This window comes from Pseudomonas syringae CC1557, from assembly GCF_000452705.1.
Taxonomy (GTDB): Bacteria; Pseudomonadota; Gammaproteobacteria; order Pseudomonadales; family Pseudomonadaceae; genus Aquipseudomonas; species Aquipseudomonas syringae_F.
Window position 1 is genome coordinate 420,104 of record NZ_CP007014.1, and the last position, 20,560, is coordinate 440,663.

Consider the following 20,560-nt stretch of genomic DNA (forward strand, 5'->3'; position numbering starts at 1 on the left):
CAGAGAATGGCTGAACGTCTCAGTAACGACTTCCAGTTCATCGATGTCGGGCGTAAAGATCCGAAGAAGAAACTGCTGCGTCAACGCAAGAAAGAGTTCGTGGAAATCTACGAACCGTTCAAACCCCAGCAGTCCGCCGATCAGGCGCACCGTTGTCTGGGGTGCGGCAACCCGTATTGCGAATGGAAGTGCCCGGTGCACAACTTCATTCCCAACTGGCTCAAGCTGGTGGCCGAAGGCAACATTCTGGCGGCTGCGGAATTGTCTCACCAGACCAACACCCTGCCGGAAGTCTGCGGTCGAGTTTGCCCGCAGGATCGCCTGTGTGAAGGTGCCTGCACGCTGAACGACGGTTTTGGCGCGGTCACCATCGGCTCGGTCGAGAAGTACATCACCGACACTGCGTTCGCCATGGGCTGGCGTCCGGACATGTCCAGAGTCGTGCCGACCGGCAAGCGCGTTGCGATCATCGGTGCAGGTCCTGCGGGCCTGGGCTGTGCCGACGTGCTCGTACGGGGCGGCGTGACCCCGGTGGTGTTCGACAAGAACCCGGAAATCGGCGGTCTGCTGACCTTCGGCATCCCGGAGTTCAAACTGGAAAAAACCGTGTTGAGCCATCGGCGTGAAGTGTTCACCGGCATGGGTATCGAGTTTCGGCTCAATACCGAAGTCGGCAAGGACGTCACCATTGATCAACTGCTGGAAGAATACGATGCTGTGTTCATGGGCATGGGCACCTATACGTACATGAAGGGTGGTTTTGCCGGTGAAGACCTGCCAGGCGTACACGATGCGCTCGACTTCCTGATTGCCAACGTCAACCGCAACCTGGGCTTCGAAAAAGCCCCGGAAGACTTCGTCGACATGAAAGGCAAGCGCGTTGTCGTGCTGGGCGGCGGCGATACAGCGATGGACTGCAACCGTACCTCGATTCGTCAGGGTGCCAAATCGGTGACCTGCGCTTATCGTCGCGATGAAGAAAACATGCCGGGCTCGCGCAAGGAAGTGAAGAACGCCAAGGAAGAAGGCGTTCGCTTCCTCTACAACCGCCAGCCCATCGCCATCGTCGGTGAAGGCAAGGTCGAAGGTGTGAAAGTGGTCGAGACCCGTCTCGGCGAACCCGACGCCCGTGGCCGTCGCAGCCCTGAACCTATTCCTGGCTCCGAGGAAATCATCCCGGCAGACGCTGTGGTCATCGCCTTCGGTTTCCGCCCAAGCCCTGCGCCATGGTTCGAGCAGTTCACCGTCAGCACTGACAGCCAGGGCCGCGTCATCGCTCCGGAACAGGCGCAGTACAAGCACCAGACCAGCAACCCGAAAATCTTCGCCGGTGGCGATATGGTTCGCGGGTCTGATCTGGTGGTGACTGCTATCTTCGAAGGCCGCAATGCGGCTGAAGGGATCATGGATTACCTCGGCGTCTGACCCTTTGTTGCTGGGTGTGACCTTTGCTGAGGCGCACCCTGACAACACGTGTCGACCCTTCACATGCCCGCTGTCAGTATCTCTGACATACCCCTTGCCATTTCCTCCATAGACTCAGTGTAACTCGCTCAGGACGAGCATTTACTGCCAGGGAAGGGAGCGATGAGCCTTCAGTTTCGCCTGTTTTTTGCACTAGTGAGTGTGCCATAGGCGCTTGCAGCCCCTCCGCCAAACGTCTTTTTCGATTGGCCTGTAGTGGGGTCGATCATCGAAAACGAGGCAGTTTGTTTCGAGTCCAGCGTGGAGTTTCGAAAACGCTTGAATGCAGGCGGCCTGATCTCTGTCGAGCGGGTCAAGGAGCTGCTGCTCTAGAGATAGCCGCCCTGCCGGGAACGGCGGCTCAAGGTTCATCCCTGCTCCTGCAAAAACATTACGCCCTCGGGCGTTAATCGGGAGGTCATCGTCGGATCGACCTCCCGCCAATCATGTCGCTATAAGGAAATAGCCATGTTGAAAGCATTACGAGCAGGCAAACTTGCTCAATCCCATGATGAACTGTACTCCGGTACACCTGAGTTCACGCCCAGCACTATTGCAATACGCGAGCATCGGGCTCGTGAACGGGCGGACCGTCTCATTGACCAATTCGTTGAGCGCTTCCCGGAAAAGGATTATTTCCCTGAAGGTGGCGACAGTGCTTTGTTTGCCTTGCTGGTTCAGCTACCGCAATGGCCGACTGATCTGATTATCAGGGTTCAGAACGAAAACGCTGGAATACTTGCGCTGTATTTGAAAGGCAGCGACGAGAGCGCTGCCCGGCACACGATCGTGTTGACGCAAAGCGGTGACGACGCCTACATCGCCCCTCTTGGTGTTTCCATCTCCAGCGAAGAGTCACTGTTGCATCTGATTTTTAACCAGCTACCTGCCGGTTCCAGTCTCGGTATGGGTGGCAACTTCCCGGGCAGCGGTAGCTTGGCCGGTCGAATCGTGACTCTGCGTGAGCAGGTCGCAGGACTTGCACGAACGCAACGGCCGTTGTTCTTCGATGCCTTGCTGGCCGATGACTTCACCTTCAAAAATCAGTCGCCAATCAGGCTGCCCAATCCGTTCCTGCCATTTTGGACGGGCGGCCAGGCTGAACTTCCCCCGGTTCTGGGCATGCTGCACGCGCTGAGTCCCGAAGTGCCTCTCGGCCGCCTGGAAGAACTGCTCGAGCAGGTGCAACTGTCAGAAGAGCATGAGGCAGACTTTCTGGAAAACGGCGTTTTGCCGGATTCGTTTGTCGAAGCAATGATCATTTCCTTGAATGAGTGGAGCCGTAGCCTGGCTATTGATGGCTTGTCACGGACCCGCGTCTTCAATGCATACACAGATGATCTTGCGCGCAAGCTTGCCGGTGAACTGCTGACTGCTGAATTGCAGCGAGGGCTGGTGATCTTCGAGGCCAACAAGGAGGACTATGTGCCGAACGATCCGGACGACACCGGTATCGTGTTACTGCATGACGGCTACGGCAATTACCGCGCTCGAGATACGAGCAATGGCGAGATCACTGAATTCAAGGAGGGCACGGACAGTTTCTATCTGGCGATCAGTTCGCAATTGAAGGATGACGAACGCGCGCTGCTGGGTATGCAGTTCGAGCAGGATGTAACAGGTTTTCGCAGCTGCCTGACCCAGCGTGGGATTGATAAAAATCACGGCTGGTTCGACCCCCAGCAACCCACTGAAATCAACACCGAGTTATTGCCCGAGTGGTTTGCCAATGCACCCGACGCCGATAAGTACGGTTGGAAAGCGGCGGTGCAGGGCTACAGCCGGGCATTGCTCGAAGCGCAGACGCCTGAGCTGCTTGATCCGGCCTTGCACGGTCAGCCTGAGCGATTGCGAAAATATGCACGCGAGAAACTGCAAGAGCGAATCATGCTTGATCACGGGGTCATCGTGAATCCTGACCAAATCAGCGTTCATACCTACAGCGTCGAGATTGATCCGGGCTTCGTAGTGGATATCGATTACGGTTACGTCGCCCCGACAGGGGGGATGCACATTACGAGACCCGGTCACGCAGCCTGACGAATTTATCTCTGGAAAACCTCACGTTTACCGACCTCAATTTCCTCCTCGCAAGCCAGGCATTCGACAGTCAGGGGCAGTTGGTCAGCTTTCTAAATGCCGGTTATCTGTTCGCAATGATTCGTGACTTGAACATCGGCGAGAGCTATTCGAGTTTCCTGAGGACTGTCCTGTCGACCGGCGCCTCCGGGCGATGGCATCGAGAGCACTATGCGCACGTTATGCAGGCCCAGATGCGTCTGGATGCGATCGAAGCGAAAATGGCGGGTGACTTTTTGGGCGACGGCGGCCTTCCCGAGGATCTGGCCGACAGAGGCTACAAGTGGGTTACGGCGGCACTTGACCAACCGGTGGCAAGTGAAGATCGTCAGGTTGTAGAGGGGCATCGTATTCAGGTCAATCAGTTGCTCATTAATGACATTCCATTGGGCGGGATTCTGGTGTTCGGGGTGGAGTCGCGTTTCAGTGTGGCCACGTTAGTGTTTTTTACTCCGCAAGCACCTGACGGCATTTGCTTTCGGGAACTCAGCAACACGGAGGACCTAAGGACTCAGATACTGCTTGAGCCTGCTTTGCTGGATTATCTGATCAGCAGAGCTCATTTGGAATCCCGGGCAGCTATCAGGCATGTGTTGACGGCGGGTCGGAATACTCTGTCTATAGAATTACTGCCCTGCGCCGGCAATTTTCTCGAGGCTGTTTACGACTTTGAAGTCGAGCGCGTCATTTCTGCTGTCGATGAACAGACTGTAAGCACTTGGGAAGCCAACTGGGAGAGTGCCTGGGAAATCGCCAAGACCGTTGGCGACATCGCCCTTACGTTCGCGCCGTTCAGGATCAGACTGCCGATTGCTGCAATCCGCAGCTTCTACGCCATCTGGCAAGGCGTGGGAAAGGCCGCTGGCGACGAGCAGAGCGCCTCGCTGTATTTCGTTCAGGCTGCTTTGCTGCTGGCGGATGGGCTCATGCTGCCTAAAGGCAAGCAAGTCAAATCCTCTGCAGCGACAACCGTTGGCCGCTCCGGGATTAACCCGAAAACGGCTGTTTCGAAAACACCGCAAGGGTTGAGTTTGCGTGACGACGGTTTTTACAATGGCGTATATGAGAAGGTCCAGAAGGGCACGCCCATTCGCTTCTATGCGTTGCAACAGGGTAAAACCCATGCAGTCCGGTATGACGCCGATTTTGCTACCTGGCGACTGATTGATGCCCGGCGGCCTGATGCGTACTACCAAATGCCAATCCGCTTCGACCAGAAGGACGGCTGGGTGCAGTCTCCTGTGGGATTGCGCGGCGGCAAGAAAAACTCGAAGTCCAAGCAACCCGGTAACGATTCGGGGAGTGATACGAGTTCGCCGGCCAAGAGCAGTGGAAAAAAACTGTTCGAGCTGGACATGAGCGGATTCTTCACAAGCAGCGCTTTCAAGAAAGCCCAGAAAAACATTCAGGATGATCTGACGTCTGCCGTCAATAAAGCCGTTCAAAGGTATCAGCTGGAAGGCAAGGGCAGCCTGCACTCATCGAAAAGCGGGCTTTACTCGCTGGACCTTCCCGGTGTCGGCAGGAGCACCGGGCGTGGCGCCTGGCGTTTGATGTTCGAACCGCCTAAAGCCGGTATCTTGAAAGCCCACAGTATTATTGATCCTCATTGACAAGGCCTCAGACGGGGCCTTTTCGGAGTCATGCTGATCTGCCTTCAGCGGCGCATTAGCGTGACAAATCGCCCCGATAGACAAAAGGCACGGCTCTCGCCGTGCCTTTTGCGTCGCGCTCTGAGAAAATGCGCGCACTTTTATTGCGGATGCCGACATGACTGCCCTGAAGAACGACCGTTTCCTTCGCGCTTTGCTCAAGCAACCCGTAGACGTCACACCGGTATGGATGATGCGTCAGGCTGGTCGTTACCTGCCTGAATACCGCGCCAGCCGCGCCAGTGCCGGGGACTTCATGAGCCTGTGCAAGAACCCGCAGTTCGCTTGTGAGGTCACGCTGCAGCCGCTCGATCGCTATCCGTTGGATGCGGCGATCCTGTTTTCCGACATCCTGACCATTCCCGATGCGATGGGCCTGGGCCTGTACTTCGAGACTGGCGAAGGCCCGCGTTTCAAGAAAACCGTCAGCACACTGGCCGATATTGAAGCGCTGCCAATCCCGGATGCCCAGCAAGACCTGGGCTACGTGATGGATGCAGTCAGCACCATTCGTCGTGAACTCAACGGCCGGGTGCCGCTGATCGGTTTCGCGGGCAGCCCGTGGACGCTGGCGACCTACATGGTCGAAGGCGGCTCCTCCAAGGACTTCCGCAAGTCCAAGGCCATGCTCTACGACAACCCGCAGGCCATGCACCTGCTGCTCGACAAGCTGGCCCAGTCGGTGACCTCGTACCTGAACGGCCAGATTCTGGCCGGTGCCCAGGCTGTACAGATTTTCGACAGTTGGGGCGGCAGCCTGTCTTCAGCGGCTTATCAGGAGTTCTCGCTGGCCTACATGCGCAAGATCGTCAGCGGCCTGATTCGCGAACAGGACGGCCGCAAGGTTCCGGTTATCGTCTTCACCAAAGGGGGCGGATTGTGGCTGGAAAGCATCGCTGACATCGGTGCTGACACACTGGGCCTCGACTGGACCTGTGATATCGGTGAAGCGCGTCAGCGTGTCGGCAACAAGGTTTCGCTGCAAGGCAACATGGACCCGACCGTGCTCTATGCCCGTCCGGAAGCCATCCGTAAGGAAGTCGCGCGCATCCTCGCCAGCTACGGCAGCGGCACTGGCCATGTCTTCAACCTCGGCCACGGCATCACCCCTGAAGTCGATCCGGCCAATGCCGGTGCCTTCATCGAAGCGGTGCATGAGTTGTCGGCGCAGTATCATCAGTAACTGTTGAGATAACGATGCGTCGATAGCTCAAGACGCATCTATCCTTGTCAGCGCCGACGGCTACGTCGGCGTTTTGCCATCTGTAAAACCGTTCCTCAATGAACCGCTGCGCGGCAGGAATCTGCCCTGGCGCTCGCCTTGTGGCTTGCCTTCGGCATAGCTCAAGTGGCCGTTCACCCAGACACCGTCAATGCCTTCCGCCGCTCGTTGGGGGGCTTTGAAATCCGCGACGTCACGCACTGTTTGCGGGTTAAACAGCACCAGATCCGCCCAATAGCCCTCGCGGATCAGGCCGCGTTCATGCAAGGCGAAGCGCGCTGCCGAAAGCCCGGTCATTTTGTGTACGGCGGTATGCAGCGCAAACAGGCCTTTGTCCCGACTGAAGTGGCCGAGTACCCGGGGGAACGCTCCCCACAAGCGCGGATGGGGAAACGGGTCTTCCGGAAGGCCATCGGAGCCGATCATCGACAGTGGGTGCGACATGATCCGCTCGACGTCGCCCTCATCCATGCCGTAATACACCGCGCCTGCGGGTTGCAACTTGCGTGCAGCGTCCTGCAATGACAACCCCCAGTCGGCAGCAATGTCCTGTAGATCACGACCGCCCTTATCCGGGTGCGGCGTCGACCAGGTGATGGTAATGCGGAAAGCGTCGGTGACCTGTTTCAGGTCCAGCGTCGAAGAGCTGGCCGCATAGGGATAGCAGTCGCAGCCTACCGGATGGTCCTGCGCGGCTTTTTCCAGCGCCGCCAGCAGTTGCGGGCTGCGGCCCCAGTTACCTGCGCCCGCGCATTTCATGTGCGAAATCACCACCGGCGAGCGCGCATGACGGCCGATGTCGAATGCCTCTGCCATGGCCTCCAGCACGGGCTCGAACTCGCTGCGCAAGTGGGTGGTGTAGATTGCGCCAAACGCGGTGAGCTCTTCGGCCAATTGCTTGACCTCGCTGGTTTCGGCCGAGAACGCCGAGGCGTACGCCAAGCCAGTCGACAACCCCAGCGCCCCGGCTTCGAGGCTGTCGCGCAACTGTTCTCGCATCGCGTCGATTTCTTCCGGGCTGGCGCTACGCAACAGGTCATCCATGTGGTTGCTGCGCAATGCCGTGTGACCGATCAGGGCTGCCACGTTGACGGCAGGTCGGGCTTTATCCACGGCTGCGCGGTAGTCGGCGAAACGTGGATAGACAAACGCCGCCGCGTCGCCCAGCAGGTTCATCGGGTCGGGCGGGTTGCCGCTCAACGAGACCGGTGACGCGCTGATCCCGCAGTTGCCGACAATAACCGTGGTGACGCCCTGGCTGATCTTGGGCAGCATCTCGGGTTTGCGAATGACCACCGTGTCGTCATGGGTGTGTACGTCGATAAATCCGGGGGCCAGCACGCGACCCGCAGCATCCATCTCTTCCCGCGCACGGGCATCGGTCAGGCTGCCGATGCGCAGGATGCGTCCGTCGCTGATCGCCACGTCGGCGCGCACCCCTGGCGTATCACTGCCATCAATGACCAGTGCGTCGCGAATGATCAGGTCATACAGCATGGTTCAGTCTCCCAGTGGCAGGCCGTCTTCGCCGCCACGGTATTCATCCAGCGCGAGCTTGATCCGGCGCAGCCGTTCCTGATTGTCTTCAGGGTTCAACAACGCCAGTTCAGTGGCCAGCACATCAATAGTCAGCAGCATGCCGTAACGTGCTGCCGTGGGTTTGTAGATGAAATTGGTTTCAGCAATTTGCAGCGGCAACACCACCTCGGCCAGTTGCGCCAGCGGTGAGTCGGGCAAGGTTATAGCCAGCACGCGCGCGCCATAGCTGCGCGCCAGGGTTACCGCGTCGAGCAGTTCTGGTGTACGGCCACTGAGCGAGCAGACAATCAAGCTGTGTCGCGGGCCAAGCGTGGCGGTAATCATGCGCATCATCACCGGGTCGCGGCAGGCGGCCACCGGAAAGCCCAGGCGCACCAGCCGGGTTTGCAGTTCCTCGCTGCACAGGCTGGAGCAACCGCCCATGCCGAACGCGTGAATCATGCTCGCATCGGCGACACATGCCACGGCTGCCGCAAAGCGCGACGCATCAAACCCGGCAAGGTGTTGACGCAACGTTGCTTCGATGTCGCCGACAATCCGGGTGAAAAAGGCCGACTGTTCCGGAGCCTGTTCTGGCTTCAGAAAGCGGCTGCCGACCGCGCTGGCCTGCGCCAGTTGCAGCCGCAAGTCGCGCAAATCCCGGCAACCGATGCTGCGTGCGAAGCGCGACAACGTCGCGCTGCTGACCTCGGCACGGCTGGCCAGCTCATCCAGACTGGCACTTGCAGCAAAGGCAATATCGCTGAGCAACAGCCTGGCGATTCGGCCTTCTCCCGCGCTGAGTGACTCCTGACGGGCACGTATCTGGTACAGAATGTCCACTCACAGTACCTGTGCCAAGCCCAGCGTCAAGGCAAAGGCGACGATGGAAATCAGCGTCTCAAGTACCGTCCAGGTCTTGAACGTTTGCGCTACGGTCATGTTGAAGTATTCCTTGATAAGCCAGAAACCGCCGTCGTTGACGTGGGAAAAGATCACTGAGCCTGCGCCCGTTGCCAGCACCAGTAACTCAGGGTGCGGATAGCCCAGTCCCATCGCGACCGGTGCGACGACGCCTGATGCGGTGGTCATCGCCACCGTCGCCGAGCCCGTCGCAACGCGCATCAATGCCGCGAACAGCCAGCCCATCAGCAACGGCGACAAATGAAAGTCCTGCGCCAGACCAACGATCTGGTTGGTCACGCCGCTGTCGATCAGGATGCGATTCAAACCGCCACCGGCACCGACCAGCAAGGTGATGCTGGCGGTCGGCGCGAGGCATTCATTGGTGAATTTCAGGATCGAGTCGCGATTGAAGCCCTGTGCTATGCCCAGCGTCCAGAAGCTCAGCAGCGTGGCCAGCAGCAGGGCGATCACCGAGTTGCCGATGAACAAAAGAAAGCTATTGAAGGAACTGCCTGGCGTGCTGATCAGGTTGGCCCAGCCGCCCAGTAACATCAGCACCACCGGCAACAGAATGGTTGCCATGGCCCAGCCGAAGCTGGGCAGTTTTTGCCGTGGTTCGCGGTCGAGGAACTGCTTTGCCATCGGGTTTTCGGAGGGCAGATGGATGCGCGGCACAATGAACTTTGCATACACCGGGCCGGCAATGATGGCCGTGGGTATGCCGATCAGAATGGCGTAGAACAGGGTTTGCCCGACCGAGGCCTGATACGCCTGAACAGCCAGCATCGCCGCAGGGTGCGGCGGCACCAGCGCGTGCACGACCGACAGACCGGCGACCATCGGCAAGCCGACCATCAGAATCGACACTCCGACACGGCGCGCTACGGTAAAGGCGATCGGCACCAGCAGGACGAAGCCCACCTCGAAAAACAGCGGCAAGCCCACCAGAAACGCAATGCATACCATGGCCCAGTGCGCATTGCGTTCACCGAAGCGGTCAATCAGGGTGCGCGCCACCTGCTCGGCACCGCCGGACTCGGCCATCATCTTGCCGAGCATGGTGCCCAGTGCAACGACCAGCGCGATGTGCCCCAGTGTTTTGCCAACCCCTGCCTCATACGAGGCAACCACGCCAGTGGCTGGCATTCCGGCAACCAGCGCCAGACCGACCGAAACAAGCGTGATGACGATAAACGGATTGAGACGATAGCGTGCGATCAGCACGATCAAAGCAATGATTGCGACAGCGGCGTAGACCAACAGCGACATACCGGGTGACGGCGACATAGCGACGGTTCCTTGCAGAGTAGAGGGGCGAGGACGCAACACCAACGGCTGAAGCCGTCAGCCTGGAGGCGACCCGTGAGTACTCGGCAGGGATGACGCAAGAAAAGGGAGCGGCAAGGTTTCAGGGCGATCACAGGTATTCATTGTTTTTATCTCTGTTTTCGTGATGAAAATAAATTACACGAAAATTAAATATAAACAAATATATGAAAATAATTTTCTTCGTGGCATGCCGATGAACAACAGGAAAGTGCCCGTGCGCCGCCCCGTCCTGCATTTTTACGAGTGGACCTTTTACGACGCCAGCAATTGCTCCGCATAGCGGGCAACGACGTGGCCAAAGGCGATTGGATTGGCTGCTCCCGAGCGCAGTCTTTCTATGAGGTACGTCAGCTCGGCAGTACTGGCGCTGCTTATGAGTAGGTGGGCGTCCAGTCTTCGTTTGCGCTGTCTTTCCATTCGGTGAATGACGCAGGCTCAGTTCCCTTGATTACGCGTCTCATCGGCCAATGAGCTCCTTGCGCTTGAGCAGTGCTTCCGCGCCTGCGAACTCGGGCAGATCGGGCGCTTTCTTCTTCAAAGCGTCTAATTGCAGCCTGGCCTTTTCAAGCTCGTTGTTTTCCAGTGTGCTGAATAGCTCGTCGAGCAACGCTTCAATTTCGGGCTCGCGCTGCGACACGCCCATGACCTCTTCCAGGATGCTGCTGGAGTCCAGGCCGTAGGTTGCTCTTGGGTGAGAGCTGCCGTGGTTATTCAGCAGGATGACTTCGCCGGGTTGCAGGCTGCCAATGATCTGGGGCGAATGGCTGGCCGCAATGAACTGTACCTTTGGGAATGCTTTTTTCAGCGCTGGCGCAATAGTGCGTTGCCAGCCAGGGTGTAGATGGATGTCCAGTTCATCGATCACGATGATGCCGTTTGTCTGCGTCAGTACGTCTTTTCCCATATGAGGGTTGAGCAGGCAGATACGACGAGCGATATCTGCAAATAGTGCGACCATTCCGCGTTGCCCGTCGCTCAGGTCGTTGAACGGGATTTGTTGGTCATTCATATCGACTACCAACGCACGTAACTCCATGTCGTACTCTATTCCCTTGGCGTCAGGAAGTGCACATTGGATGGCTGAGTTTATCCAGGTCAGTTCGTCGTTGAAAACGTTGGAAGAACCTGCTCGGGATAGCCTTTGAAAACGCTCCAGCGTTTTGCCAATGAACCAGGTCTCAAAGTTTTTCAAGTTGGAAGCGGCATCGAACAAAGAGGTGTACGCATCCAGCCTTGATGGTTTGCTCTGTGCAGCAAGCTCAGCGGTTACATTCATCGTCAGCCAGCGTCGATTGGCTTGATAGACGGCGAATACAGGCAAATCCACATGAGTAGTGCCATCGATGCTGATCAGATTTTCTGAGAATACGAGACTGTTTAGTGCACTGAAATTTGTCTTAAGACTGTTGCGTTCTAGCGATACTTGCCATTTCTGACGCTCAAACGCACCACCTTGGGCAGTCAATACAAGAGGATAGCTGCGCTCAAAACGAATCCTGTCTTCGAACTTTACTAACTCGAACCGAACATCGGACTCAGCTATCGATGGTTGATGGATGCCTATGCTCCCAAGTAAATTCCCGAAGCATCCCGCCGCCCCAAGCAACAACGACGTCTTCCCGCTCCCATTGACCCCCACCACCAGATTGAACCCCGGCTGGAAGTCGAAATGAGCATCTTCGTAACAACGAAAATTCTGCAGGTGGAGATGGTCGAGGCGCATGTCGGGTTCCTTTACCAGAACTGGCGGATGCGCCAGTGTACCTTGGCTTACCTCATCCGCCAGTGCCTGATATGTGACTAGACCTTGGTCCTCAGCGGCTGCAATCTCGCCAACCTCAACGCCACCCCCAAGGCAATGAGTAGCAGCACGCCGATAAACAGCCCGATGCCGTTCCAACCCGCGTAGTGCCAGAACACGCCGCCGCCGGTTCCGGCCACGCTGGAGCCTGCGTAATAGCAGAACAGGTAAAGTGACGCGGCCTGACCTCTGGCTGTTGTGGCCCTGCGGCCTACCCAGCTGCTGGCCACCGAGTGAGCGCCGAAGAAGCCGAAGGTGAAGATCAGTACGCCGAGGATAACCAGCGGCAGCGGCGTGAAAAGCGTCAGGATCAAGCCTGCCAGCATCATGACTATCACGGCCCACAGCACTTGCCTGCGGCCCAGTCTATCGGCCAGTGAACCGATCTTTGCCGAGCTGTAGATGCCGGACAGATACACCACCGAAAATACGCCGACCACCGCCTGGCTCAGGTTGTACGGCTCGCTCAGCAAGCGATACGCGATGTAGTTGAACAGTGTGACGAAGGCGCCCATCAGCAGGAAACCGACCAGAAACAGCAGCGGCAGCCCGGCATCCCGAAACTGCACGACAAAGCCATTCAGCAGGCTGCGAGGATGCAGCGAGCGGGGACGGAAGTTGCGTGATTCCGGCAGGATTTTCCAAAACACCACGGCTGCGATCAAAGCCAGCCCGCCGACCACCAGCATCGCCGCGTGCCAGCTTACATAGTCGATCAGAACCCCGACGATCAATCGGCCGCTCATGCCGCCGACCGCACTGCCGCCGATATACAGCCCCATCGCCAGGCCCAAATGCGTGGGGTGTATTTCCTCGCTCAGATACGTCATCGCCACCGCCGCCAGCCCACTCAATGACAGGCCGACCAGTGCCCGGGTGATGAGCACGCCTTCCCAACTGGGCATCAAGGCGCTGGCGATGGTGAACAGCGATGCACAGAACAGTGCCATGACCATCACCGACTTGCGGCCGAGCCGGTCTGATATCGGCCCGGTGATCAGCAGGCCGATGGCGAGCATTGCTGTGGCGACCGACAGGATCAGGCTGCTCTGGGCTGCCGAGAGCGAGAACTCGCTGGACAATGTCGGCATCATCGGCTGTACGCAATACAGCAGGGTGAAGGTCGAGAACCCGCCAGCGAAGAGTGCCAGTGCCGTGCGTTTGAACAGCGGCGTGTTCTTTTCGATGTAGCTGTCGCCAGACGGCTGGGTGGGCGTATTCAGGGTGGTGGTGTGCGGGGCGACGGCAGGATTCAAGGGAGACCTCGGGGCACGATTGGGCAGGCAATGGAAAAATCATATAGCCCGCCAATCATTCCATCCAATATATTGTTCGACCTGTTTGATAGGTAAAACGACTTAATGGAGGCCGCATGGAATTGCGCCATCTGCGTTACTTCATTGCGGTTGCCGAAGAGCTGCATTTCGGCCGTGCAGCGCAGACGCTGGGGATTTCACAGCCGCCGCTCAGCCAGCAGATCCAGACGCTGGAGCAGGAACTGGGAACGCGCCTGTTCGACCGCACTAATCGGCGGGTTGAACTGAGCGAATCGGGGCGGCTGTTCCTGGATGAGGCACGGTTGGTGCTGGCGCAGGTCGACAAAGCCACTGATGTCGCCCGGCGTGCGCAACTGGGGGAAATCGGCGAGCTGAAAATTGGCTTCACCTCGTCGGCGCCCTTCACATCCAGTATCCCGCAGGCGATCTTTGCGTTTCGCCAGGCCTACCCTGACGTCCACCTGACCCTGAGCGAAATCACCAGCCAGGAAGTGGCCGCAGGTCTTGAGGACAAAACCATACAGGTCGGCATCATGCGCCCGCTGGCGTTGCCCGACTCATTGGTGGTGTTCGAGTTGCTGAACGAGCCGCTGGTGGCAATCATGCGCGCTGACCATCCGCTGGCGGCGGGCAGCGAGGACGGGATCTACCTGTCGGCACTGGCCAACGAGCCGTTCGTGTTCTTTCCGCGTACCTATGGCAGCGGCATCTACGCGCAGGTCCTGAGCCTTGCACGCGCCGCAGGTTTCAGCCCGTTGATCACCCAGGAAGCGGGCGAAGTCATGACCATCATCGGTCTGGTCGCGGCTGGGTTGGGTGTCACGGTTCTGCCTGCGTCCTACCGGCGCATGCGTATCGACAGCGTGGTCTACCGCAACGTCCTCGACCCCGGCGCGACCAGCGCCGTGTGGCTGGTGCAGCGCAAGGATGAACAGTCACCCATGGCCAAGGCGTTTACCGAGCTGTTAACGCGCAACGTCGGGTGAGGATCGGACTCAGAGCGTCCAGAACGGCATTTCTACGCGGAGCGTGAGGAACAAGAGGCGATCGAGAGAACGCCTCTCGTGCCAATGCTCTGCGTGGGCATGCCTTGGGTGACGCTCTGCGTCACAAATCTGCGCCGCGCCTCTTGTTCATATCAGACGCAGAGCGTCCAGAACTGCATGCCGACGCTGGGCACCGCACGAATTGAGATTCTCGTTCCTCATGCCCTGGTGTGCGAGGTCTCAACCCCAGCGCTTGAAGATTAATGAGGTGTTCACCCCGCCAAAGGCGAAATTGTTGTTCATCACGTATTCGTTACTTATCTGCCGGGGTTCGCCGACGATGTAGTCCAGTTCGCCACACTCCGGGTCAATGTCGGTCAGGTTCAGCGTGTGGATGTACCGGTCACTGTTGAGCATTTCGATGCTGAACCATGATTCCAGTGCGCCGCAGGCACCCAGTGTGTGGCCGAGGAAGCTTTTCTGCGAGCTGAGCGGCATGCGTGGTCCGAACAGGCTGCTGGTGGCCAGGGTTTCGGCGATGTCGCCTTGTTCGGTGGCGGTGCCGTGGCCGTTGACGTAGCCGATGGCTTCGGGCGGTAAACCGGCATCTTCCAGGGCCAGCTCCATGGCGCGGCGCATGGTGGCTTGCTCCGGGCGAGTGCTGTGTGCACCGTCGGCGTTGCTGCCGAAGCCGACGATTTCGGCATGGATCGTCGCGCCACGTGCCTGGGCGTGTTCAAGCTCTTCAAGCACCATCATGCCGCCACCTTCGCCGATCACCAGACCGTCGCGCCCGCTGTCGTAGGGGCGCGGTGTGGTGTGCGGTGCATCGTTTTTCAGGCTGGTGGCGTACAGCGCGTCAAACACCATCGCTTCGGTCGGGCACAGTTCTTCCGCTCCGCCCGCCAGCATCAGCGGCAGACGCCCGAACTTGATCGCCTCGTAGGCATAGCCGATGCCCTGGCTGCCGCTGGTGCAGGCGCTGGAGGTCGGGATCAGCCGTCCGGTCAGACCGAAAAAGATGCTGATATTGGCCGCTGTCGTGTGCGGCATCATGCGTACATACGAGTTGGCGTTCAGGTTCAGCGCCACCGAGTTGATCAGCATGTTGCCGAACGCCTTGATCTCGTCGGTGCTGCCGGTGGACGAGCCACAGGCGGTGCCCATCCGGCCGTCGCGGATGATCGGATCATTCAGCAGTCCGGCGTCGATCAGCGCCTGCTCCGAGGCGGCCACCGCCAGCCGTGATACGCGACCCATGCTGCGCAATTGTTTGCGCGTCCAGTGCGCAGGCACGGCGAAGTCATCGATAGGTCCGGCCAGCCGAGTGTTCAGTTCAATGAAGCGTTCCCACTCGTCCATCCGCCGGATACCGCTGCGGTTTGCGGTGAAGCTCGCATTGATGGTGGGCCAGTCGCTGCCCACCGAGGTTATGCCGGACATGCCGGTGACCACCACGCGCTTCATCAACACAGTCCCCCGTTGACGGCCAGCACCTGGCGAGTGATGTAACTGGCTTCCGCCGACATCAGGAAATTCACCGCGCCAGCCACTTCTTCCGGGGTGCCCATGCGCTGTGCCGGAATCATTTTCATCAGTTCATCCACGGGAACGTTTTCGTCCAGCATCGCGGTATCGATCAACCCCGGTGCGACGCAATTGACTGTGATCTTGCGTTTGCCCAACTCGATGGCCAGCGCCTTGGCGGCACCGATCAGGCCTGCCTTAGAGGCGCTGTAATTGACTTGACCGCGATTGCCGATCAAGCCCGACACCGAGGTGATGCAGACGATGCGGCCCGCCGCACGACGGCGAATCATCGGCATGGTCAGCGGGTGCAGGACGTTATAGAAACCGTCCAGATTGGTGCGCAGCACCTGATCCCAGTCGTCATCGCTGAGCGCTGGAAAGGCGCCGTCGCGGGTCAGGCCCGCATTGAGCACCACGCCGTAATACGCGCCGTGGGTTTCCACGTCTTCTTCGAGAATCGCTTTGCAGGCCGCACGGTCCGAAACATCGAATTGCAGCACCCGCGCCTGACGGCCCAGCGCGATGATCTCGGCCTGCACGACTTCGGCTTCACTGCGCCCGGTGCGGCAATGCAGGATCAGGTCGTATCCGGCGTGCGCCAGACGCAAGGCAATGGCGCGGCCGATGCCACGGCTGGAGCCGGTGACCAGTATCGATTCAGTCATGCCGGGGCTCCTTCAGCCAGATAGTCAGCAGTGTTGGGTGGGCAATATACATTGAGGCGGGCAAACGCTGTGATGTCCTGGCCAGTGATCGTGCATTCGAACACGCCCATGCCGCTGTCGTCCTGCAGGGAACGCACCGCGTGGATATGCAGTTCGCTGCCCAGCGGAAAGCGGTCTACGTTGCAGTCGAACTTGCGGCTGCCCAGCAGAAACCCCAGCTTGACCGCTTCGCCCTTGCTGCGCGCCTGGCAGCCCGCGTAAGCCGCTACGCTTTGTGCCATCAGCTCCACGCCGAGCCAGGCGGGCAGGCTGCCGTCCGGTTGGTTGAACAGGCCGTCGGCGCGTACGGTCAGGCGGGTCTGAATCTGCTCTTCGTCAAACGCCAGTACCTGATCGATGAGGATCATGTCGCCAGCATGGGGGATGAGTTCGGCGAGCGACCACTCGGTCATGGGGCATCTCCGATAATCAGGCTGATGTTATTGCCGCCGAAGGCAAAGGAATTGCTCATCATGTAGCGAGCGCCGGCAGGTGTCATGCGTGTCCCCGGTGCTGTCCAGCGCAGCTCAGGCAAGAGCGGATCGGCCTCGCCATCCCACACGTGCGGGGGCAGGGCTTGTTCGCTGTTGTGCGGTGCCAGGCTCAGCCAGCAGAACGCGACTTCAAGCGCCCCTGCTGCCCCCAGCGTGTGTCCGCTGAGCGGTTTGGTCGACGAGCAGGGTACGCCGTCCGGAAACACCGCCTGCACCGCCAGGCTTTCCATCGCATCATTAAGCGGCGTGGCCGTGCCGTGCAGGTTCAGGTAACTGATCTGAGCCGCCTCCAGACGCGCATTGTGCAGCGCTTGCAACATGGCATCCCGAGCGCCGCGCCCGCTGGGTTCCGGGGCGGAAATGTGATGAGCGTCACAGTTGGCGCCCGCGCCCAGCAGCGCAATCGAGTGCGTGCCGCTGGCTTCGCGGGTCATGAGAAACAACGCCGCCGCTTCGCCGATATTGATCCCGTCACGGTTGCTGGAGAACGGGTTGCAGAGCTGTGAGGACATAGCTTCAAGCGACAGAAAGCCGTTCAACGTCAGCTTGCACAGGCTGTCCACGCCGCCACACAGCACGGCGTCGCACAGGCTCATGTCCAGCGCCCGCCGGGCACTGAGCAAGGCCCGCGCGCTGGAGGTGCAGGCCGTTGAAATGACGTAGGCCGGCCGGTCAATTGCAGCCAGTTGGCGAGGAAATTGGCGGGTGCGCCGAGTTCTTGCTGTTGATAGTTGTAATGCTCGGGAAACGCCTTGTCACGCAGCCAGATGGCCATGCTGCTGCTGGCTTCATCGATGCCGGAGGTGCTGGTGCCGATGATCACACCAATGCGCGAAGCGCCGTAGCGCTCGATGGCCAGACGAATGTCGTCTTCGATCTGCAAGGCAGCGGCCAGCAGCAACTGGTTATTGCGACTGTGCTGCGCACTCATGGCGGGCGGCATGGCGGGCAATGTTGCCTTGACCGCGCCGACCGGCAGCGCGCGGTCGGGCACCCAACCGCTTTCGACGACCATCCCCGAGCTGTCACCGGCAAATAGCCTGCACGACACCTCTCCGCGGCTCGCGCCCAGCGAACAGATTACGCCCAGCGCATTGAGGTAAGCGGTCATGGTGCTGCCTCGCCGTTCAACGGCGTCACCCGGTAGCTCAGCCCGTCCTTGAGGCGAAGGGTGAACGCGTTGGCCGATTGATATTCCACCAGCCAGCGATCATCCAGACGGCGTTGCATGCCCTGGCGAAACGCAGTGGGGTAACGATCACGCATTTCCAGGTCCGGCGTCATGGCAAACATCAGCGCGGCAAACAGCTCGCGTGCTTCCGGGTTGGGCGGCAGCAGGCCGTCGGCTTGCCATTGCCCGTTGATCAGCAACTGACGTGCTTGAGGAATGCCCAGCGGGTCCATCATCGACCAGCGCAGCCCGGCGTTTTCGCGCTGGATGATCAGCATCCAGTCCTGACGCTGATCGGCCTGGCGGCGGTCGATGTGCAGTTGCATCGGCAATTGCATCGTTGGTGCGGTGCTCGGCAGCGGTGCCTGGGCAGCACAGCCGCCGAGCAGTAGAACGGCTATTAACAACAGGCGAATCATGACGCATCACCTTGCAGCGGTTTGCGGGCCACGACATTGACCAGCGTTTCTTCGCGCTGGCCGAACGTCCTGGGCTTTTGCAGTTTCAAGGCTTCGAGCAGACCGAAATCCCTCGCGCGGCTCCACCACAAATAAGGGTATGAGACATTGCGGGCATCGAACTCGAAACCCTGTTCACGGATCATCTGCAGATACTGCGCGGCGCTTTTCTGCACCTGCATCGGGTGACGGAACAGCCAGCGAATCACCCACGTGTCGATATACGCTTCGGTGGACTCGGCGAACAGCAGATAGCCGCCCGGTTTGAGCACCCGGTAAAACTCGGCCAGTGCTTTTTCCTGCTCGACCAGATGATGAAAGGTCTGGTGACAAAACAGCAGGTCGACACTGGCGTCCGGCAATTGCAGGGCGGCGCAATCGCTGCCGATCAGTTCGGCCTCGATACCTCTGGCAGTTGCTTCCTGACGGCTCATGCGCAGGCTGTGCGGGTCTGCATCGACCCCCAGCAGCTTCGATGGCGCAAACACCTTGCTCAAGTGCTGGAACGACTTGCCCTGCCCGCAACCGGCGTCAAGCAACACCGGCGCGCCAGGTGGCGGGGCGCTGAACAGGCTGCGCAGGTCATCGATCGCGACACGCAACACCCGGTGTTGCCAGGTGTGGCTGCGCAGAAACCATAGGCCGAAACGGGTTTCCTCGACATAGCTGTCACTCAGGAACGGCCGATTCATGAGCCACCGTCCGCACAGATTTCCGACAGCGTGCGCAGGCGTCGCTTGGGCTCGCTGACGAACGGATTGCGTTCATCCCAGGCGTACCCAGCCAGAATCGAGCTGATCATGCGGCGGATATCCGGCGCGCTGCCGGGGTAGAAAATGACGTTCTGGAACGAGCTGTCGTACCAGCCTTCGACATAGGCGCGAAAGGTATCGACGCCGCGTTTCAGAGGGATGGCGAACTCGGTTTCCCAGTCCACGCTTTCGCCCTGCAACTGTCGATTCAGCACGCCAGCGGCCATGCTCGCCGAGCGCATGGCAATGGTCACGCCCGAAGAAAACACCGGGTCGAGGAACTCCGCCGCATTGCCCAGCAGCGCAAAGCCTTTGCCGTGCAAGGTTTTGACGTTTGCCGAATAGCCGCCGATGGTCCTTGCAGGTGTATCCCAGACTGCATTTTTCAGTACCGTGGCCAGTTGTGGTGTTTCATCGATAAAGGCACGCAGGCAGGCGTCCAGATCGGCAGGCTTGTCCTTGAAGCGCTCGGCCGAGGCCACCACGCCCACCGAGCAGCGACCCGCGCTGAACGGTATCGACCAGAACCAGACATCGCTGTATTGCGGATGGATGCTGACGAGAATTTTCTGACGGTCGAAGGGCGGGCTTTCGATGTGATCTTCGACATGGGTGAACACCGCCTGACGCACTGGAAAGCCCGACGGCGCTTCCAGGTCCAGCAGGCGCGGCAACACGCGACCGTAGCCGCTGGCATCGAGCACGAAGGTTGCCTGCACGCTGTATTCGCTGCCGTCTTCACGCTTTACGCGCAACACCGGCTGCGGGCCGTCGAAATCAGCGCTGATGATTTCCTGCTGATAGCGGATGTCCACACCTTGCAGTTCGGCCTGATCAGCCAGCAACTTGTCGAACTCGCTGCGCTGCACCTGAAAGGTCGTCGGCTTGCCGTGACTGAACGTGTCGCCGAAATCGAAATCGCTGTACTGCTCGCCACGCGCAAACGCCGCGCCGTTCTTGCGCTGGAAGCCGGCAGCCTCCACGGCATCCAGCATCCCGGCCTCTTCAACGAAGTCCAGGCAGTGGCACAGCAGGCTTTCGCCAATCGAGAAGCGCGGAAACAGCAGGCGCTCTATGATCAGCACATCGTGGCCCTGACGTTTCAGGAGGGCGGCAGCAATTGAACCGGCCGGACCGGCACCGATAACGACGACCTGACGAATTTCCCTATCAATGATGGGCACAGGTGTTCCTTTCCGGTTTGACGGTGGCAGGGA

The 20,560-nt window shown here is 59.3% G+C and carries 14 protein-coding genes and 3 pseudogenes; 4 read left to right on the forward strand and 13 right to left on the reverse strand.

Annotated elements, in window-relative coordinates; all coding sequences use genetic code 11:
- Positions 1–6 precede the first annotated feature (6 nt).
- The 3 genes and pseudogenes from N018_RS01940 (at position 7) to hemE (ending at position 6,378) form a co-directional block, all read left to right on the forward strand.
- The gene (locus tag N018_RS01940) at positions 7–1,425 is read left to right on the forward strand and encodes an FAD-dependent oxidoreductase (RefSeq protein WP_024646239.1); all 1,419 of its coding nucleotides are present in this window, start codon (positions 7–9) and stop codon (positions 1,423–1,425) included.
- 507 nt (positions 1,426–1,932) lie between these two features.
- A pseudogene (locus N018_RS01950) lies at positions 1,933–5,156 on the forward strand (dermonecrotic toxin domain-containing protein).
- A gap of 157 nt (positions 5,157–5,313) precedes the next feature.
- Complete coding sequence (gene hemE, locus N018_RS01955; RefSeq protein WP_024646236.1) at positions 5,314–6,378, forward strand: uroporphyrinogen decarboxylase; 1,065 nt, start codon at positions 5,314–5,316, stop codon at positions 6,376–6,378.
- A gap of 60 nt (positions 6,379–6,438) precedes the next feature.
- Here the strand turns inward: hemE and N018_RS01960 are convergent, their stop codons facing one another.
- From N018_RS01960 to N018_RS01980, 6 genes and pseudogenes are all read right to left on the reverse strand, one after another.
- Positions 6,439–7,914, reverse strand: coding sequence for an N-acyl-D-amino-acid deacylase family protein (locus N018_RS01960; RefSeq protein WP_025388712.1), 1,476 nt, complete (start codon positions 7,912–7,914; stop codon positions 6,439–6,441).
- Positions 7,915–7,917: 3 nt separating this feature from the next.
- Positions 7,918–8,778 (reverse strand): MurR/RpiR family transcriptional regulator, encoded by an 861-nt coding sequence (locus N018_RS01965; protein WP_024646234.1) that lies wholly within the window; start codon positions 8,776–8,778, stop codon positions 7,918–7,920.
- Positions 8,779–10,128, reverse strand: a complete 1,350-nt coding sequence (locus tag N018_RS01970; RefSeq protein WP_025388713.1) for a GntP family permease — start codon at positions 10,126–10,128, stop codon at positions 8,779–8,781.
- Between the two features lie 419 nt (positions 10,129–10,547).
- A pseudogene (locus tag N018_RS27160) lies at positions 10,548–10,631 on the reverse strand (TIGR02646 family protein); the annotation flags it as partial.
- Complete coding sequence (locus tag N018_RS01975; protein WP_038400894.1) at positions 10,628–11,893, reverse strand: AAA family ATPase; 1,266 nt, start codon at positions 11,891–11,893, stop codon at positions 10,628–10,630. The pseudogene N018_RS27160 and the gene N018_RS01975, both read right to left, overlap by 4 nt.
- Before the next feature lie 77 nt (positions 11,894–11,970).
- Positions 11,971–13,227: an MFS transporter gene (locus N018_RS01980; protein WP_025388715.1), complete on the reverse strand. Its 1,257-nt coding sequence runs from the start codon at positions 13,225–13,227 to the stop codon at positions 11,971–11,973.
- A gap of 116 nt (positions 13,228–13,343) precedes the next feature.
- On the opposite strand from N018_RS01980, the gene N018_RS01985 reads away from it, so the two are divergent.
- The gene (locus tag N018_RS01985) at positions 13,344–14,234 is read left to right on the forward strand and encodes a LysR family transcriptional regulator (protein ID WP_024646229.1); all 891 of its coding nucleotides are present in this window, start codon (positions 13,344–13,346) and stop codon (positions 14,232–14,234) included.
- A gap of 240 nt (positions 14,235–14,474) precedes the next feature.
- On the opposite strand, the gene N018_RS01990 is transcribed toward N018_RS01985, so the two are convergent.
- The 7 genes and pseudogenes from N018_RS01990 to N018_RS02020 form a co-directional block, all read right to left on the reverse strand.
- The gene (locus tag N018_RS01990) at positions 14,475–15,701 is read right to left on the reverse strand and encodes a beta-ketoacyl-ACP synthase (RefSeq protein WP_025388716.1); all 1,227 of its coding nucleotides are present in this window, start codon (positions 15,699–15,701) and stop codon (positions 14,475–14,477) included.
- On the reverse strand, positions 15,701–16,429 hold the full coding sequence (gene fabG, locus N018_RS01995; protein WP_025388717.1) for a 3-oxoacyl-ACP reductase FabG: 729 nt from the start codon (positions 16,427–16,429) through the stop codon (positions 15,701–15,703). Before fabG ends, N018_RS01990 begins: the two co-directional genes overlap by 1 nt.
- Entirely contained in the window at positions 16,426–16,881 is a 456-nt protein-coding gene (locus N018_RS02000; protein ID WP_025388718.1) for an ApeP family dehydratase, read from the reverse strand. The genes fabG and N018_RS02000 overlap by 4 nt, the downstream gene beginning before the upstream one ends.
- Positions 16,878–18,073 (reverse strand): annotated as a pseudogene (locus N018_RS02005) (beta-ketoacyl-[acyl-carrier-protein] synthase family protein). Before N018_RS02005 ends, N018_RS02000 begins: the two are co-directional and overlap by 4 nt.
- Positions 18,070–18,552: a hypothetical protein gene (locus N018_RS02010; protein ID WP_024646458.1), complete on the reverse strand. Its 483-nt coding sequence runs from the start codon at positions 18,550–18,552 to the stop codon at positions 18,070–18,072. The pseudogene N018_RS02005 and the gene N018_RS02010 overlap by 4 nt, the downstream one beginning before the upstream one ends.
- On the reverse strand, positions 18,549–19,283 hold the full coding sequence (locus N018_RS02015; protein WP_025388719.1) for a class I SAM-dependent methyltransferase: 735 nt from the start codon (positions 19,281–19,283) through the stop codon (positions 18,549–18,551). Before N018_RS02015 ends, N018_RS02010 begins: the two co-directional genes overlap by 4 nt.
- Positions 19,280–20,527, reverse strand: coding sequence for an NAD(P)/FAD-dependent oxidoreductase (locus tag N018_RS02020; RefSeq protein ID WP_025388720.1), 1,248 nt, complete (start codon positions 20,525–20,527; stop codon positions 19,280–19,282). The genes N018_RS02015 and N018_RS02020 overlap by 4 nt, the downstream gene beginning before the upstream one ends.
- Between the last annotated feature and the right edge of the window lie 33 nt (positions 20,528–20,560).

Bases quoted from the DNA above. Each gene is read 5' to 3' on its own strand.
- N018_RS01940 (WP_024646239.1), top strand. From the start codon at position 7: ATGGCTGAACGTCTCAGTAACGACTTCCAGTTCATCGATGTCGGGCGT.
- hemE (WP_024646236.1), top strand. From the start codon at position 5,314: ATGACTGCCCTGAAGAACGACCGTTTCCTTCGCGCTTTGCTCAAGCAA.
- N018_RS01960 (WP_025388712.1), bottom strand. From the start codon at position 7,914: ATGCTGTATGACCTGATCATTCGCGACGCACTGGTCATTGATGGCAGT.
- N018_RS01970 (WP_025388713.1), bottom strand. From the start codon at position 10,128: ATGTCGCCGTCACCCGGTATGTCGCTGTTGGTCTACGCCGCTGTCGCA.
- N018_RS01975 (WP_038400894.1), bottom strand. From the start codon at position 11,893: ATGCGCCTCGACCATCTCCACCTGCAGAATTTTCGTTGTTACGAAGAT.
- N018_RS01985 (WP_024646229.1), top strand. From the start codon at position 13,344: ATGGAATTGCGCCATCTGCGTTACTTCATTGCGGTTGCCGAAGAGCTG.
- N018_RS01990 (WP_025388716.1), bottom strand. From the start codon at position 15,701: ATGAAGCGCGTGGTGGTCACCGGCATGTCCGGCATAACCTCGGTGGGC.
- fabG (WP_025388717.1), bottom strand. From the start codon at position 16,429: ATGACTGAATCGATACTGGTCACCGGCTCCAGCCGTGGCATCGGCCGC.
- N018_RS02000 (WP_025388718.1), bottom strand. From the start codon at position 16,881: ATGACCGAGTGGTCGCTCGCCGAACTCATCCCCCATGCTGGCGACATG.
- N018_RS02010 (WP_024646458.1), bottom strand. From the start codon at position 18,552: ATGATTCGCCTGTTGTTAATAGCCGTTCTACTGCTCGGCGGCTGTGCT.
- N018_RS02015 (WP_025388719.1), bottom strand. From the start codon at position 19,283: ATGAATCGGCCGTTCCTGAGTGACAGCTATGTCGAGGAAACCCGTTTC.